The 16,988-nt window shown below is 57.8% G+C and carries 15 protein-coding genes; 9 read left to right on the forward strand and 6 right to left on the reverse strand.

The features are described 5' to 3' along the window. The first annotated feature begins 237 nt into the window (after positions 1-237). The gene (locus ACR0JI_RS00005; RefSeq protein ID WP_480473556.1) at positions 238-1,044 is read left to right on the forward strand and encodes an NAD kinase; all 807 of its coding nucleotides are present in this window, start codon (positions 238-240) and stop codon (positions 1,042-1,044) included. A 249-nt stretch (positions 1,045-1,293) separates the two neighbouring features. Here the strand turns inward: ACR0JI_RS00005 and ACR0JI_RS00010 are convergent, their stop codons facing one another. The 5 genes from ACR0JI_RS00010 to ACR0JI_RS00030 all read right to left on the reverse strand — a co-directional run bounded on the left by ACR0JI_RS00010 (position 1,294) and on the right by ACR0JI_RS00030 (position 8,013). Further along, complete coding sequence (locus ACR0JI_RS00010) at positions 1,294-2,721, reverse strand: amidase family protein (RefSeq protein ID WP_480492863.1); 1,428 nt, start codon at positions 2,719-2,721, stop codon at positions 1,294-1,296. Between the two features lie 88 nt (positions 2,722-2,809). Continuing rightward, positions 2,810-4,699, reverse strand: coding sequence for a propionate-CoA ligase PrpE (prpE, locus tag ACR0JI_RS00015; protein WP_480473554.1), 1,890 nt, complete (start codon positions 4,697-4,699; stop codon positions 2,810-2,812). A 231-nt stretch (positions 4,700-4,930) separates the two neighbouring features. Beyond that, positions 4,931-5,320, reverse strand: coding sequence for a GFA family protein (locus ACR0JI_RS00020; protein WP_480473553.1), 390 nt, complete (start codon positions 5,318-5,320; stop codon positions 4,931-4,933). A gap of 45 nt (positions 5,321-5,365) precedes the next feature. Beyond that, positions 5,366-7,639 (reverse strand): NADP-dependent malic enzyme, encoded by a 2,274-nt coding sequence (locus ACR0JI_RS00025; RefSeq protein WP_480492864.1) that lies wholly within the window; start codon positions 7,637-7,639, stop codon positions 5,366-5,368. Between the two features lie 215 nt (positions 7,640-7,854). Beyond that, positions 7,855-8,013, reverse strand: coding sequence for a hypothetical protein (locus ACR0JI_RS00030; protein ID WP_480473551.1), 159 nt, complete (start codon positions 8,011-8,013; stop codon positions 7,855-7,857). A 53-nt stretch (positions 8,014-8,066) separates the two neighbouring features. Here ACR0JI_RS00030 and ACR0JI_RS00035 point away from each other — a divergent pair, with 53 nt between their 5' ends. From ACR0JI_RS00035 to upp, 6 genes are all read left to right on the forward strand, one after another. Continuing rightward, positions 8,067-9,170 carry a cupin domain-containing protein gene (locus ACR0JI_RS00035; protein ID WP_480473550.1) on the forward strand — a complete coding sequence of 368 codons (1,104 nt, stop codon included), beginning with the start codon at positions 8,067-8,069 and terminating at the stop codon, positions 9,168-9,170. A 93-nt stretch (positions 9,171-9,263) separates the two neighbouring features. After that, on the forward strand, positions 9,264-9,656 hold the full coding sequence (locus ACR0JI_RS00040) for a cytidine deaminase (RefSeq protein WP_267365809.1): 393 nt from the start codon (positions 9,264-9,266) through the stop codon (positions 9,654-9,656). Between the two features lie 4 nt (positions 9,657-9,660). After that, entirely contained in the window at positions 9,661-10,968 is a 1,308-nt protein-coding gene (locus tag ACR0JI_RS00045) for a thymidine phosphorylase (RefSeq protein WP_480492865.1), read from the forward strand. Beyond that, positions 10,965-12,176, forward strand: coding sequence for a phosphopentomutase (locus ACR0JI_RS00050; protein WP_480492866.1), 1,212 nt, complete (start codon positions 10,965-10,967; stop codon positions 12,174-12,176). Before ACR0JI_RS00045 ends, ACR0JI_RS00050 begins: the two co-directional genes overlap by 4 nt. Beyond that, entirely contained in the window at positions 12,173-13,159 is a 987-nt protein-coding gene (locus ACR0JI_RS00055; protein ID WP_480492867.1) for an adenosine deaminase, read from the forward strand. The genes ACR0JI_RS00050 and ACR0JI_RS00055 overlap by 4 nt, the downstream gene beginning before the upstream one ends. Then, positions 13,156-13,788 (forward strand): uracil phosphoribosyltransferase, encoded by a 633-nt coding sequence (upp, locus tag ACR0JI_RS00060; RefSeq protein WP_480473547.1) that lies wholly within the window; start codon positions 13,156-13,158, stop codon positions 13,786-13,788. The genes ACR0JI_RS00055 and upp overlap by 4 nt, the downstream gene beginning before the upstream one ends. Before the next feature lie 6 nt (positions 13,789-13,794). Here the strand turns inward: upp and ACR0JI_RS00065 are convergent, their stop codons facing one another. Next, the gene (locus ACR0JI_RS00065) at positions 13,795-14,808 is read right to left on the reverse strand and encodes a hypothetical protein (RefSeq protein WP_480492868.1); all 1,014 of its coding nucleotides are present in this window, start codon (positions 14,806-14,808) and stop codon (positions 13,795-13,797) included. Between the two features lie 148 nt (positions 14,809-14,956). Here ACR0JI_RS00065 and ACR0JI_RS00070 point away from each other — a divergent pair, with 148 nt between their 5' ends. Together ACR0JI_RS00070 and ACR0JI_RS00075 are read left to right on the forward strand one after the other, a co-directional pair. Beyond that, a complete protein-coding gene (locus ACR0JI_RS00070) occupies positions 14,957-15,892 on the forward strand; it encodes a DMT family transporter (RefSeq protein WP_480492869.1) in 936 nt (311 codons plus the stop codon). 268 nt (positions 15,893-16,160) lie between these two features. Beyond that, positions 16,161-16,934 carry a Hint domain-containing protein gene (locus ACR0JI_RS00075; protein WP_480492870.1) on the forward strand — a complete coding sequence of 258 codons (774 nt, stop codon included), beginning with the start codon at positions 16,161-16,163 and terminating at the stop codon, positions 16,932-16,934. The last annotated feature ends 54 nt before the right edge of the window (positions 16,935-16,988 follow it).

Below are 16,988 nucleotides of genomic sequence, written 5' to 3' on the forward strand. Positions count from 1 at the left end.
CTCGATCTCGTCGCGCTGACGACCCAGCTCAGACCGGATCGAGCCAAAAAGCTCAGGATCGCGGTCCGACAAGGACTGGGTGAAAAATCCGGTGTCACGAAGATTGGCGTTCATTGGCGCTCCACATGGCTGGGTATTAATCTTGCGGATTTCCTATCGGAAACGCCACATTCGCAAAAGGCTTAAAGCGACGATTTGGCCTGCTGCGGCGTCAAGACTGGCCTATTGGGGAAAGGTATGTTTGTTTCGGAACCAAATGTGCAACACCGGAAACCACAAAACATGAAAAAGAGAATCGCCTTTCTCGCCAGTGAGGTCAAAGTGGCGCAAACGGCGCGCGACATCCTGGTGGCCAAACATGGTAACGTGGCACCTCGGGACGCAGATATTGTGGTTGCATTAGGTGGGGACGGCTTCATGTTGCACACCCTGCACAACATGCAGCGTCTTGATACTCCGGTCTACGGGATGAATCGCGGCACGATCGGCTTTCTGATGAATGAGTATCACGAAGACGACCTGATGGCGCGGCTGGAGGATGCCGAGGAAGAGGTTATCAACCCGTTGGCCATGCAGGCGATGGATCAATCTGGAAAACTGCACGAGGCGCTGGCGATCAACGAAGTGTCATTGCTGCGTGCCGGTCCTCAGGCAGCAAGGCTCAAGATCAGCGTAGACGGCCGGGTGCGCATGGCCGAACTGGTCTGTGACGGGGCGTTGCTTGCCACGCCTGCGGGATCGACCGCCTACAACTATTCCGCGCATGGGCCGATTGTTCCGATTGGCGCTGACGTTCTGGCCCTGACACCCATCGCGGCGTTTCGCCCACGGCGGTGGCGCGGTGCCTTATTGCCGAAAATGGCGAAAGTCAGGTTCGATGTGGTCGAAGCTGACAAGCGCCCGGTCATCGTGGCCGCCGATTCCGTTTCTTTCCCGGATATAGACTGGGTCGAGATCAGGTCGGAACCAGCCATTGCGCACCGTATCCTTTTCGATCCCGGCCATGGGTTGGAAGAACGCCTAATATCCGAACAATTCACATAAAATTAGGATTCCCCAAATTTTTCTCACGCCTGTGTGAAGCAGTTCACAGGAATTCCCTTAACGATTGGCTAATGTGAACTTGCCCGGAGAACGCGCCAAGGTGGGAGTGAGTGGCCACCTGAACGGTGTTTTCGAATGGTTGCGCAGATTTTGCGCTGGCGAGGGTGGGTGGTGCTACGCTCGTCATCAGAAATCCGGGCTTATTTTAGCAGCTGGACCCCGGGCACAATGACCCGGGGTCTATTTTTGCTACATATGATCCCAAAGCGGCAAACACATCTGTCCCACGCGGGCTTCTATCGCGGCGGCGGCATCCACGGCCAGATCCTCGCGCCAGCGCTGTGCCGCGATCTGTACGTTGATAGGTTGAGGCCCTTTGGGAAGATTGGCCAGCCGCGACGGAACGCAAGCTGCTGGCAGTCCTAGAAAGTTCATCGCATAGGAATAGACAGCGCATCCCAAAACATCATGCACGCCTTCCGCGCCTTCGGTGTCCCGGTCAGGTTTGAAAAATGGCTGTGGCAGGAAAGGAGACAAAACCAGCGGGTAGTCTTGCATAAACAGGGACCATTCGCGTGCATAATGGCTGCGCTTGGCCAGCATCCGAACCAATTCTGTTTCAACGATGGGCGGGAACTCCTGAAAGTAGACGTCAAAGATGTCGCGGATGGTTCTGGAACCAGCGGCTTCAATGTCAGATTTCATCAGGGTCAGCACTTCGCCCATCAAGGTCCGATACCCGATCCGGCCACATTCAAAGACATCGGGCGGATCGACCTCTTCAACGACGTACCCTGCATCGACCAGCGCATCGCGCGCAGTGTCGAGGGCTTTTTCGACCTCGGGGTGCAGGGCATAGCCGAAGGTGTTCTTGGTGAATGCCACCTTGATCGGCTGGTCAAAACGCTCGCCGTGCCAGGGCATTGGAACGTGGAATGGGTCCCGCGCATCGGTGGCGATCAAGCTGGGCATGGACAGGTGCAGATCCGCAGCCGACCGGGTGATCAGGCCCTGAACCGACATTGACTGCGCCAGCAATCCGCGTTCGGCCTTCTGACTTGGGTTCCACGCGGGAACGCGTCCCAACCCCGGTTTGACCGTCACGGCACCGATGGCGGCAGCCGGAAAGCGTAGGCTACCGCCAATATCGTTGCCATGGGCCAGGGCACCGACACCCGCCATCACGGCGGCAGCAGCGCCACCAGATGATCCCCCGGGTGAAATGTGCCGTCCCCACGGGTTGAACGTGCGCCCATGCAGGGGGTTGTCGGTGTCGGCCCTGAAGGAAAACTCGGGCGTATTCGTTCGCCCGATCACAATGGCCCCCGCTTTTTGCAAGTTGCTGACCACCGGCGCGTCATCCGGTGCAATCACATCCTTCAGCGCAATGACACCGTTGGTGGTCGCGTGGCCTTTTTGATCGACATTCACCTTGATTGTTACCGGAACTCCATGCAGCGGGCCGGTCGGCTGACCACGCTCCCGTGTAGCATCTAGCGACTGCGCGCGTTCCAGGGCCTCGGTGCGCAAATCTTCTACGACTGCGTTCAGCGCGGGGTTCACCGCGTCCATGCGATCAATCGAGGCCTGAACCGCCTCGGTTGCACTCAGATCGCCGCGTCGGGTCAGGGTGGTCAGCTCTGTGGCGCTGAGACGCCAGATATTGGTATGTGTCATGGGCCCTCACTGTCTTACAGCGACAGTAGGGGCCCAGATTCAGGTTGCAAGGGCGGACATGGTATGGGCGGCCGATGCCGCCCGATGGTTACTTTGCGTAACCAATTGTCTGCAACGCCACCTTGATCTCATCAAGGATGGCAGGATCGTCAATTGTTGCAGGCATTTTGTAATCTTGACTGTCTGCAATCGACACCATCGTGCCGCGCAGGATCTTACCGGAACGGGTCTTGGGTAACCTGTCGACAACAACAGCCAGTTTGAAGGCGGCCACCGGCCCGATCTTTTCCCGAACCATTTTGACGACTTCCTGAACCACATCGCCATGATCCCGTGTGGCACCAGCATTCAGGCACAGGAAGCCGACCGGCATCTGCCCCTTCAGTTGGTCCGAAACACCGATTACCGCGCATTCTGCCACATCGGGGTGGGCGGCCAACACTTCTTCCATCCCACCCGTCGACAGGCGATGGCCCGCCACGTTGATGACGTCATCGGTGCGCGCCATGATGTAGAGGTACCCGTCTTCGTCAATCATCCCGGCATCGCCGGTTTCGTAATATCCGGGGAAGTGTTCGAGATAAGATTTCTTGAACCGTGCCTCGGCATTCCACAGTGTTGGCAAGGTGCCTGGGGGCAGGGGCAATTTAACCGCGATGGCACCCAGTTCACCGGCCTTCATCGGGTGACCGCCTTCATCCAGAATTTGCACGTCATAACCCGGCATCGGTTTTGCGGGCGAGCCCAGCTTGACCGGAAGCTCTTCGATACCCAGCGGGTTTCCGGCTATGGCCCAGCCGGTTTCGGTTTGCCACCAATGGTCGATCACTGGAACCTTCAGTGCGTTTTGTGCCCAGATAATTGTGTCAGGGTCGGCGCGTTCGCCTGCCAGATAGAGGGCCTGTAGATGAGACAGATCGTATTTGGCGATCAATTCGCCTTTTGGGTCTTCTCGTTTGACGGCGCGGATGGCTGTAGGTGCGGTGAAGAAGCTTTTGACCTTATGTTCCGAGATCACGCGCCAGAAGGTGCCCGCGTCCGGTGTGCCGACCGGTTTGCCTTCGAACACAATTGTGGTGTTTCCATGGATCAGGGGCGCGTAGCAGATATAGGAGTGTCCCACGACCCAGCCCACATCGGAGGCTGCCCAGAATACGTCACCCGGATCGACGTTGTAGATATTCTTCATCGTCCAGTTCAGTGCCACAAGGTGTCCGGCAGTGGGGCGCACGACCCCTTTGGGCGCTCCGGTTGTGCCAGAGGTGTACAGGATATAAGCCGGGTCATTGCCATCAACCGGTACGCATTCAGCTGGTTCGACACCGTATTGGAAGCCATGCCAGTTGAAGTCGCGCCCTTCAATCAACTGAGCGACTTCTTGTTCCCGCTGGAAGATCACACAAAAATCAGGCTTATGGTTAGCCAGGTCGATCGCGCCGTCAAGCAGGGGCTTATAGTGAACCACGCGGCCCGGCTCCATCCCGCAGGACGCGGCGATGATTGCTTTGGGTTTGGCGTCGTCGATGCGCACAGCCAGTTCGTTGCTGGCAAACCCGCCGAACACGACTGAATGCACGGCGCCGAGGCGGGCGCAGGCAAGCATTGCCTCAAGCGCTTCGGGGATCATCGGCATGTAGATAATGACACGGTCACCTTTCTCGACACCCTTTGCGCGAAGCGCGCCGGCCAGAGTGGCCACGCGGTTGCGAAGCTCGACATAGGATATCTCGCGCTTGGTGTGGGTGATGGGGCTGTCATAGATGATGGCGGTTTGTTCACCGCGCCCGTTTTCCACATGACGGTCCACGGCATTCCAACAGGTATTGACCCGCGCGTCGCTGAACCATTCGTACAAGGGCGCATTGTCGTCGAACAGTGCCTTGCTGGGGGCCTTGACCCAATCGATCCCTTTTGCGGCGTTCATCCAGAACGCTTCGGGGTCAGTCTTCCAGCTGTCATAAACGTCCTGATACGCCATCTCGTCCTCCTCACAACGGCCTGGACATTGTGTTAGGTTGCAGAAAACATCCGGGCAAGCGCGACGCATGACGACGCGTCAGTTTATCGCAAAAAATTTGCAGATCAGCGGAATATGACTTGCAAATTTTTGCAAAATCGCAGGTGTAGCAGAGTTTTCATCGCCGCAGTGCGAAGATTTGCAAAGTTGCAAACTTTTACATGCAAATCTTGGGCTCCTCCGGGAATCATCTCAACCAGCCGTTTTGGCGTAACGTGGCAGCTTGTCCTGAAGGTTCAGCCAGGGCAGGTGATCGGCGTGGAACACGTGAAACTGTGGTGGCAGGGTTTCCGGTTCGTCCAGCGTTGCGGTGTATAGATGTATGTTCACGCAATCGCGCGCTGTGCGATAGGCCATCTGGGTTCCGCAGTTGCCGCAAAAAAGACGTTCGACCCCTTCAGATGAACGATAGATCTTTGGTGCCTGACCCAGCCATCTGACTGCTTCATGCGGCAGCCCGAAAAAAGCCGTGACCGGCGCGGCGCAGTTTCGCCTGCAATCTGAACAGTGGCAATAACAGCTCCACGCGACTTGGGCATCGCTTTCCCAATGCACGGCGTTGCAGTGGCAATGTCCTTTCATGCGCTTCCCCCCTGTTGACAGGGGCGCCAGCAAGGCTGCCCCCGGTTAACCGTAATGCGCCACGGGTGTTCCTGCAATCGCCGCCATGTTCAGCAGACCGCGCGCGGTGATGGATGGAGTAACAATATGGGCCTTGTTGCCCATTCCCATCAGGATCGGGCCAACTTCAATCCCGTCCGCCTTCATCTTCAGAATATTGCGCACGCCGCTGGCCGCATCTGCGTGGGCGAATATCAGAACGTTTGCCGCCCCCTCCAATCGCGACGCCGGGAAGATGCGCGCCCGCAGGTCTGCATCCAAAGCCGCATCTACGTTCATTTCGCCTTCGTAGACAAAATCGCGCGGCTGCCGATCAAGGATTTCCAGCGCCGCCCGCAGCCGTTTGCCTGATCCTTCAGCCTGATTGCCAAATTGCGACTGCGAACAGAAGGCGATCTTGGGCTCGATCCCGAACCGGCGAACATGTCGCGCAGCACCAATGGTGGTTTCTGCCAGTTCTTCCGGCGACGGCAATTGCCGGACATGCGTGTCGGCAATGAACAGGGGGCCATCTTCCAGGATCATCAGGGACAAGGCACCATGCGGGCGCAGTTTGTTGTCGTCCAACACCTGTTCGACATAATTCAGGTGCCAGCGGAATTCACCAAATGTGCCGCAGATCATGCTGTCCGCTTCGCCACGATGCACCATGATCGCGCCAATGGCCGTTGTGTTGGTGCGCATGATCGCTTTGGCCAGATCCGGTGTAACACCGCGGCGCTGCATGATCTGGTGGTAGGAAGTCCAATAATCGTAATAGCGCGGGTCGTTTTCCGGGTTGACGATCTGACAGTCCTTGCCCGGACGAATGGTCAGCCCCAGCTTTTCACACCGGGTTTCGATCACATCGGGTCGCCCGATCAGAATTGGCGTTTCCGTCGTCTCTTCGAGAATGGCCTGCGCGGCTCTCAGAACCCTTTCATCTTCACCTTCGGCAAAAACGATGCGACGGGATGCGACGGCCGCAGCCTCGAACACAGGACGCATCAGAAGGGCAGACTTGAAAACAGTCTGGTTGAGCTTTTCCTTATAGGCTTCAAAGTCGTCGATAGGGCGTTTTGCAACACCGCTTTCCATGGCGGCTTTGGCGACCGCCGATGACACCACGCCCACAAGACGCGGGTCAAATGGTTTTGGGATCAGGTAATCCGGGCCAAAGGTCAGTTGCTCGCCCTTATAGGCAGCCGCGGCTTCGGCGCTTGTTGTTGCGCGCGCCATCTCAGCGATACCATCCACGCAGGCAATCTGCATCGCGTCGTTGATCTCGGTCGCTCCGACGTCCAATGCACCCCGGAAGATAAACGGAAAACACAACACGTTGTTGACTTGATTGGGAAAATCGCTTCGACCCGTGGCGATGATTGCGTCTGGCGCAACTGCGCGCGCGTCCTCTGGCAGGATTTCCGGCGTCGGGTTGGCCAGGGCGAAGATAATCGGGCGGCTGGCCATTTTCCGGACCATATCAGGCTTCAGAACATTTGGTCCGCTGAGACCTAAAAACAGGTCAGCCCCACCGATCACATCGTCCAGCGTCCTCAAGTCCGACTTCTGCTCGAACTGTGACTTGTGTGGGTTCATGTCCTCGGCCCGTCCTTCGTAGACAAGCCCGTGAATGTCGCACAGCCAAATGTTTTCACGTTTCACGCCCAGCTTGACGAGCATGGTCAGGCACGCGATCCCGGCGGCCCCGCCACCGGTTGACACGACCTTGATGTCCTCAAAAGACTTTCCGGCCACATGTAGCGCATTCTTGGCCGCAGCCCCGACCACAATGGCAGTTCCGTGCTGGTCATCATGGAAAACCGGGATGTTCATACGTTCACGGCAGAGCTTTTCGACGATGAAGCAATCGGGGGCCTTGATGTCTTCAAGGTTAATGGCGCCAAATGTCGGTTCAAGGGCACAGACGATATCCGCCAGCTTTTCGGGATCGGGCTGATCTACCTCGATATCAAAACAGTCGATGCCCGCGAACTTTTTGAACAGAACAGCCTTGCCTTCCATGACCGGCTTCGAGGCGAGTGCCCCGATATTCCCCAGGCCGAGCACGGCGGTGCCGTTTGACACCACAGCAACAAGGTTACCGCGCGCGGTGTACCGCTCGGCATTGGCTGCATCGGCCTTGATTTCAAGACTTGCCTCCGCCACGCCGGGCGAATAGGCGCGGGCCAGATCGCGACCGTTGGCCATAGGTTTGGTGGCCTTGATCTCAAGCTTTCCGGGTTTGGGAAATTCATGATATTCGAGCGCAGCTTGTCGCAGGCTGGGGGTGTCAGACATCGGCGATTCAGCTCCCATTGAGAATTTGATTTAGCCTTAAACTATTTATTTGAACTTGGCTACGCTACGTAACTCTGCCGTGATGTCGCAACCAGAATCCGGATTGATATTGTCTGAGTTCATTTTCACCTTTTCACATTGCGACGTCCAAGATCACTCTGGCAAGGCCGTCGTGACATTCAGGCCTGATGACATGGCTGGTAACCAATGAGGGATCAGTAGGTTGGATGTTGGTTGCAGCGATGCTGGGCAGTTGTTGTCGCCCAGATTTTGGTCGAGTTCACCGCGCTGAACGGCGGAATTTTACCCGTGATCATTGAAATGCGGTTCTTCGCTGCGGAAGAAATGCCGGGGATGTTTTTTTCGGTTGGCATTTTGGCGTCTGTTCTGATCGGATGGCCAAAGTTGCAATTCGAAGAGAATACTGATGACCAAGACATCCGATCTGGCGAAAACGCACGCTGAGATTCGCCTGCCCACGCGGGAAATTCGCGACGACATCCCCTTTTACACGAAAAAACTGGGGATGAAGATGGACATGATCTATCCCGCTGACGATCCGCGCGTCGCGGTGTTTTCGGGGCATGGCGTGCGGTTGCGCATTGAAAAAGACGCACCGGAAAGCCCTGGAACCTTGCGTATTCTGACGGATAATCCGTCTGATTTCGCGGGTGGTGAACGCGTTCTGGTGGCGCCAAATGGCACCCGGGTCGAAATTGAAGAACGAAATCCGCCACTGGTGATGCCAGAGACCGTGCATTCCTTTGTCGTGCGCAGGCTCAAGGATCAGGCCCCTTGGATCATCGGTCGGGCCGGGATGCACTATCGCGATCTGGTGCCGGATCGGCTGGGCGGGTCGATCATCGCCAGTCATATCCGCATTCCCGATGGCGGACCGGTCCCGGACATGGTGCATTTTCACAAGGTCGGGTTTCAGCTGATCTTTTGCATCCATGGCTGGGTGGATGTGGTCTATGAGGATCAGGGCGAGAAAATGCGCCTGACAGCGGGGGACTGCTTTATTCAACCACCGGAAATCCGGCACCGTGTTCTCGAAGCCTCTGATAATGTTCAGGTCATCGAGATTGGAGTGCCGGCTGAGCATGTCACGGAAATCGACCATGACATGATACTTCCCACTCCGCACATCCGCCCGGACCGCGAATGGCAGGGGCAACGTTTTGTCTATAATCAGGCCAAGGGTGCCGAGTGGATGCCCTTCCGTCTTCCGGGTTACATCTGCCGCGACACCACGATTGCCGAGAACACCAAGGGCGTCGCTGGGGTGCAGGTTGTGCGCAAAGGATCGGGTGATCCGGAATGGGCCATCCATGACACCGACATTCACTTTACCTTTGTGATGGACGGAGAGGTCACCCTGGAAGGAGAGGGGCGCGATCCCTACCGGCTGGAGCAAGGGGATGCGTTCGTCATCCCACCTGGGATGCGCACACGGCTGTCCGACCCAACAGACAATATCGAATTGTTGGAAGTCACCTTACCCGGTACCTTCAACACAACGCTGGGTTAAGCGAAAAACACGGGTCGGGGGCTTCAAATTCCCCGCTTTAATACGTTAGCGTGCAAATTTCTGACCAGATGATCAAAAAAATGGGGAATCGCCATGTCGCTGAAAGACGCCGCCTTGTCTGTCCGGGAAAACGCCTACGCGCCATATTCGAACTTCAAAGTTGGCGCAGCGCTCCGGTCTTCTTCGGGTCATGTCTTTTCCGGGTGCAACGTCGAAAATGTGGCCTATCCCGAGGGCACCTGCGCGGAAGCAGGTGCAATTGCCGCAATGGTGGCCGCGGGTGAGCAGGAACTGACCGAAGTCTACGTGGTTGCCTCCAGCCCTCAGCCTGTGCCGCCTTGCGGTGGATGCCGTCAGAAGCTGGCCGAGTTTGGCAAGCGCGATGTAAAGGTCACTCTGGCAACCGTCGATGGTGCGGAGTTTGAGACAACCATCGGAGATTTGCTGCCGGGTGCGTTTGACGCGTCGCACATGGAAGATGTCTGAACGCATGGACGCCCGTTCAATCATAGCCAAACTGCGCAGGCACGAAGTTCCAGGCCGCGACGAGCTGATCTGGTTCGCGCAAGGGTTGGCAGACGGCAGCGTCAGCGATGCGCAGGCCGGGGCGTTTGCCATGGCCGTCTGTATGGGCGGGCTGGGCCCTCAGGGGCGTGCGGACTTGACGATTGCGATGCGCGATAGCGGCGATGTTGTCAGTTGGGATGTGGACGGGCCGGTGATCGACAAGCACTCGACCGGTGGGGTCGGGGACTGTGTCAGCCTTGTGCTTGCTCCGGCGCTGGCGGAATGCGGTGCGTTTGTTCCGATGATCTCGGGCCGGGGTTTGGGGCACACGGGTGGAACATTGGACAAGCTTGAGGCGATTCCGGGTGTCAGCACTCAGATCAGTCAGGACCGACTTGCGCAGATATTGCGCGAAACGGGTGCGGCTATCGTCGGCGCGACGGGCCAGATTGCACCGGCGGACAAGCGGCTTTATGCAGTTCGGGACGTGACGGCGACGGTCGAAAGTCTGGATCTGATCACAGCATCGATCCTGTCCAAAAAGCTGGCGGCCAGCCCGGATGCCTTGGTTCTTGACGTCAAGGTCGGTAGCGGTGCCTTTATGAAAACAATTGAGGATGCCCGCAAGCTGGCCACAGCATTGACCGAGACTGCGAACGCGGCCGGGTGCCGGACTTCGGCGGTGATCACCGACATGAACCAGCCTTTGGCACCGGCGCTGGGCAATGCACTGGAGGTCGCGGAAGTGATGAAGGTTCTGACCGGTCCGGATGCTTCGCCTCTGGTGGACATATCTTCCGAGTTGGGCGGCGTCCTGTTGGCCGATGCAGGCATGTGCAAATCGGTCGAGGAGGGGTGCGAGCAGATCGCCGAGATCATCCGTGACGGTCGCGCCGCCGAACGGTTTGGTCGCATGTTGGCTGCGGTTGGTGGTCCTGTGAAATTTGTCGATACCTGGACCCGTTTCCTTCCTGAGGCGAACGTTATTCAGGAGGTTCCTGCCTCCGAAGACGGTTACATCTCCGCCATCGACGGTGAGGCGTTGGGCCTTGCCGTTGTCGCGCTGGGTGGCGGCCGTCAGGTCGAAAGCGATGAGATCGATCCGGCAGTAGGAATATCCAACATCCTTAGGCTGGGGGATCGTGTGTCCAACGGTTCACCGATTGCCGTGGTCCACGCTGCGCGGGAAGACGCCGCACGGCGCGCGGCGGAAACTGTGCTGTGCGCGATGACGATCAGCGATACAGCTCCCAAGCGTCCCGATCTGATCCACGAAAGGATCAGCGTATGAGCCGTGCATTCCTTGTGGTTATGGATTCCGTCGGAATAGGCGGGGCACCCGACGCAGATCAGTTTTTCAACGGTGATGTCCCGGATACCGGGGCAAACACGCTGGCCCATATCGCCCAAGCCTGCGCGGAAGGCCGTGCAGAAGAGGGGCGCACCGGCCCATTGCACCTGCCCAACCTAGACGCGCTGGGTTTGGGCGCGGCTGTGCGGCTGGCGTCTGGAGAGGCCACTCCGGGCCTCGATGCCGAACCCGCTGGACTATGGGGCTGCGCGCGTGAGCATTCGCCCGGTAAGGACACGCCCTCAGGCCACTGGGAACTGGCTGGCCTGCCGGTGCCCTGGGATTGGCATTACTTTCCAAACACGGTTCCGGCTTTTCCAACGGAACTGAGCCGCGCGGCAGCCGAAGCTGCCGGGACCGAAGGCATTCTTGGCGACTGCCACGCGTCCGGAACAGCGATCATTGCCGAGCTGGGCGCCGAGCATATGCGCACCGACTGGCCGATCTGCTACACATCCGCTGACAGTGTATTTCAGATCGCGGCTCATGAGGAAAGCTTTGGGCTGGAACGGTTGCTGGACATGTGCCGCGCGCTTGCACCGCGTTTGCATCAGATGAAAGTCGGGCGTGTCATTGCGCGCCCCTTTGTCGGAACGCCTGAGGCGGGGTTTGATCGGACGACCAATCGCAAGGATTTCGCCATTCTGCCCCCGGCACCGGTGCTGACCAATTGGGTGCAGGATGCAGGGCGGCGGGTTCATGCTGTAGGTAAGATCGGCGACATCTTCTCGATGCAAGGGATCAACACGCTGCGCAAAGGGTCGGATGCCCAGCTAATGCAGCACCTGTCTGACCTTGTGGACGAGGCGGAAGAGGGCAGTCTGGCCTTCGCCAACTTTGTCGAGTTCGACAGCCTTTACGGACATCGCCGGGACATCAGCGGATATGCGCGTGCGTTGGAATGGTTCGACCGCGAGATCGGAGAAGTCCTTAAGAAGCTTCACCCGGGCGACCTGTTGCTGTTGACTGCTGATCATGGCAATGACCCAAGCTGGACCGGAACAGATCACACCCGTGAACAGGTTCCGGTTCTGATTGCGGGGCAGGGTGCGGGACAGATCGGGCAAGTGGATTTTGCCGATATCGCGGCCAGCATTGCCCATCATCTGAATATTCCGGCGCAAGGGCCGGGAAGGAACTTTTTATGAGCGTTGCTGACCTGCCCAAAATTGAACTGCATCTTCACCACGAAGGTGCAGCGCCTCCGGCCTTCATCCGCCAGCTTGCGCATGAAAAACGTGTGGATCTGAGCGGTATCTTCAAGGCGGACGGGTCGTATGATTTTCGTGATTTCGCGCATTTTCTGAGCGTGTACGAAGCCGCTTGCGAAGTTCTGAAAACGCCCGAAGACTTCCGGCGGCTGACATTGGCCATTCTTGAGGAAAGCGCTGAAAATGGCGTGGTTTATTCCGAGACATTCCTCAGCCCTGATTTTTGCGGCGGTGGCGACCTGCATGCGTGGCGGGATTATCTGAACGCCATTCAGGATGCGGCAGACGAAGCCGAGCGTAAATTCGCTATCACCTTGCGCGGTGTCGTTACCTGTGTCCGCCATTTTGGCGCCGAACAAGCCAGGCGAAGTGCCCATTGTGCGGTCGAGACCGCCGGAAACTGGATCACCGGTTTCGGCATGGGCGGCAACGAATCCATCGGCACGCAGGGCGACTTCAAATGGTCTTTCGATTGTGCCCGCGAAGCCGGGCTGCGCCTGACCGCGCATGCAGGTGAGTTTGGCGGTCCGGACAGTGTGCGCGACGCTGTGCGCGATCTGGGGGTTGAGCGTATCGGGCACGGCGTCCGCGCCATCGAAGACCTTGATCTTGTTCGTGAACTGGTTGACCGGGATATCACGCTTGAAGTGTGTCCGGGTTCGAATGTGGTTCTGGGCCTTTTCCCGGATTTTGCTGCCCACCCCATCGCGAAACTGCGCGATGCGGGCGTAAAGGTTACGGTTTCCACCGACGATCCTCCGTTTTTTCACACGACCATGCGGCGGGAATATGAGATGTTGAACGCGGCTTTCGGTTGGGAGGCTGGGGATTTTGCGGCATTGAATGAGATGGCCCTGAATGCGGCCTTCTGCGATGAAGACACCCGCGCGCGGGTCAAGAAAAGACTGGAGAACACATGAGCGAACATCTGACCGTCGTCGATCACCCGCTGGTGCAACACAAGCTGACGCTCATGCGGGACAAGGGCACCTCGACCGCCGGGTTCCGGCAGTTGTTGCGCGAAATCACATTGCTGCTGGCCTACGAGGTCACGCGCGACATCCCCTTGACCACGCGCAATATAGAAACGCCGATGGAAGAGATGGACGCACCCATTCTGGCAGGTAAGAAAATGGCGCTGGTGTCAATCCTGCGCGCCGGAAACGGGATGCTGGATGGGGTGCTTGAACTTGTGCCTTCAGCACGCGTCGGTTTCGTGGGGCTGTATCGCGACGAAGAAACGCTGAAACCCGTACAGTATTATTTCAAGGCCCCCGAAAGCCTGAAGGACCGTTTGGTCATTGCGGTGGATCCAATGCTGGCCACCGGCAACAGCTCGGCCGCGGCCATTGACCTACTGAAAGAGGCCGGGGCGACGGATATTCGCTTTCTGTGCCTGTTGGCGGCACCCGAAGGTGTCGCGCGGATGAAAGAAGCGCACCCTGACGTGCGTATCGTTACAGCAGCGCTGGACCGCGAGTTGAACTCGAAAGGCTACATCATGCCCGGTCTGGGGGATGCCGGTGACCGGATGTTCGGAACTAAGTAACCCGGTTTATTCGCCGCAAATATTCTGTAGCCGGACCCAGTCGCGGTCCGGCAGCACCTGTTCCAGCGCCCTTCCCGCCATTGGATCCGCTTCGATCAGGCCAAGAACGGTTTCGCCGGTCACATCACGGGCATAGGCGTAGGGGGTAGAGGGAAGCGCGCTTTGCGAGAACATCGCCAGCAAGTCGTCATCAGAAATGGCCGGGCGGGGCTGTGACAGGACCTGCTCGGTATATGTGTCGATAATCTCGGACGTCAGTCCGCCGGTTGTCAGCAGTCTAAAGGCAGAGGTTGCGCCGGTTCTGTCCAGCAAGTCATCCAGCGGGTCTTTGTGCGCGGTCCGCGCCCGTTCAGCAATCACATAGCCCGCTGCGACCGCAGGGTCTTCGTAATCCTCTACCAAAGCACGGCTTAGCAGGACTGTGCCGCCAGGCAGGCTGAGGCTGTCCTGAACGCCTGCGGGCAGAATGATGATTTGCCGTACGCCGGTGCGCCGGGCCAATTGTTCCAGTGAATCCCGAGCATCCCGCGACGTACAGGCCCGGCCCGAGACGCGCTCGATCCGATGCAAGATCATATCGCCGATTTCTTGCCGTTTAACTTGGGGCACGACCGAGACAACATGGTTTTGCAGCGCACCGGGCAGCCAGAACAGCAACAGCGCCAGCACAGCGGCCACGACGCCTCCGACACTCAGCCAGCGCAAACGCCCCGGGTGGGGGCGGGACCGATCTATAGCGCGCTGCAATCGGTCGATCGCTTCAAGCATCGTGGTTTCGGATTCGGCCAGCTCAAGCGTTTCATCCGGATCACCGTCCGGGTTGAATATGGCCGGAAAGGAACCGGGGTTCTGGCGTTCAAGTGCCGCCAGCGACCAGTGGGTCAGCGCCCTGTCATTGAAATCGGAAATGGTCAGGGTGGCTTCGCCGATAGACACCACAACCTCGCGCCGCTGTTCATCGGGCGAGGGGCGCCACAGACCGGTGGCTTCGATCCGCTGGTACTGTTTCAGGGCCGTCATCTGGGTGGGTCTGCTCGAATTTGTTTTGCCGCAGCTTAGCATGCTGAAATCGCAGGGCGCAAACCTGTTGCGCAGTCATTGCGAATTGTGCTGGATACCCGAAAGGATCGAGACTGTCGGTCCACGATCACAATCAGGACACGACTTCATGCAGGCGCATTCCTCATCTTCTGCTATGCTGGCTTCGGCCCTGATGGTCAGTGCCATGGCAATTATCGGCGTCATCGACAATGTTGTGATCCTTTTGGCCGAAACCGTTGGGCTGTGGCAGTTCCATCTGACCCGTGCACTGTTGATGCTGCCGCTGATAGTTGGCCTGTCGTTTCTGGGGCTGGGCGGGTTGAGGCCCGTGCGGTGGGGCCCTGTCATTTTGCGCAGCGTTCTGATTACCACGGCAATGCTGTTCTATTTTGCATCCCTTGCCATGATGCCAATTGCACAGGCGCTGGCAGGGTTGTTCACCTCACCGATTTTTGTGCTGTTGATTTCCGCTCTGGTGCTCAGGCAACCAATAGGGCCGTGGCGCATACTGGCAGTACTGATTGGATTTACTGGCATCCTTCTGGTGCTTCAGCCAAACCCCGGCGATTTTGACCTGCGCACGTTGGTGCCCGTGGCGGCCGGGTTTTTCTATTCCCTCAGTTCGATCCTCACGCGTACACATTGTTCTCAGGAAAGCACTGTGGCCATGCTGGCCGTCATGGTCATTACGCTGGGTTTGGCCGGTGCGATGGGGCTCACGTTTCTGACAATCTCGCCGGTCGTTACGGCAGACGGTGCCGAGGGGTTTGTTACGCGTGGATGGGTCTGGGATATGGGGCCTGCCATACCGTGGCTGGTTACTCAGGCTATCGGTTCTACAATCGCGGTTTTCATGCTGATCAAGGCGTATCAGGTGGGCGAGCCGTCTTATGTGGCGGTGTTCGAGTATTCTGTCATGATTTTCGGCCCGCTTTTCGCTTTTGTGGCCTTTGGACAAACCATTGGCGTCTTTCAGATTTCGGGCATCCTTATGATTGCGTCAGCGGGTCTGTTGCTGGGGTGGCGCGCCAGCCGATCATCTGACCAGCAAAAAGTTGCCTGACGCGATTGGGTCGTATGTACGCCTAAGCCAGACCGTTTTGTTATTTCCGTATCCAGTGAAACGCCGTGGATTCGGAGGATCGACAAATGGCATTCGTTTCAGAAATGGCAAAAATGCCCGGTGAGCTTCCTGGAGTGTTCACGAAAACCCTCGGTAATTACGCGGAATTGGTCAAAAATGGGCGCAAATATGTCTGAAATGTGACGGGCGGAATTTTTGCTGTTAGCTCATTGGCATAACCGTTTTGTGCCAAAAGGGGGTAAGGCACGTGTCCAAAGTAACAAGTATTTCTGTTTATCTGGATCAGCTGCCTGAAGTTGATCGAACCAACAAAAAACAGGCGGTAAATGCGCGCCGTGGCGGATTTTTGCACGGCACCAAGATCGCCACGACTGCAGGGTGGAAGCCGGTCGAACGGATCACGGTGGGTGATCTGGTTAGAACCCTCGATCATGGGTTCAAAGAGGTACGGCGCATCTCAATAAGCGTTGTGGTCATTCCGGCCGATGAACGCCGGGTCGAGTTCCTGCCGGTCCTCGTGCCCGCCCACGCTGCATATAACGGGCGAGCTGTCTGGTTGATGCCCGAACAGGGCATGGCGCTGAACCTGTCCCGGATTAACGCCAAGGCCGATGGACCTTCGGTGGTGCCCGCGCGTTTGCTGAACGGAGCCGGTCGCCTGACGTCACAGGCACCGGGGTCGTCTTTTGAAGTGTTTTCCTTGTTCTTTGATGATGATCAGGTGATCTTTGTCGAAGGCGGATTGCAGGCCTATTGCCCGTCCGGTCGCTTCAACATGCGCGGCGCAACTACGGGAACACGGTATGAAGTCGCGACCGAAGAGGTTGCCTCCGACCTGATCCATTCTCTTTTAAGCAGGGGCGATATGTCGGCTCTTGCCAACCCATTGGGTGCGCTGCCTGCGCCCATTCCCCAGGAACCGATATTTCCGATCCGCCCGCCATTTGGGGTCAGGCGACCGGGTCGACCGGGACGCCCAAGCGCGCCGGTTCTGTTCCTGCGGCCCGAATGGCAGATCTAACCAAACACTGACAAGAACGATGCGGGCGCATGATGACATGCGCCCGCGTCATTG

It is taken from the genome of Ruegeria sp. N10 (genome assembly GCF_056531545.1).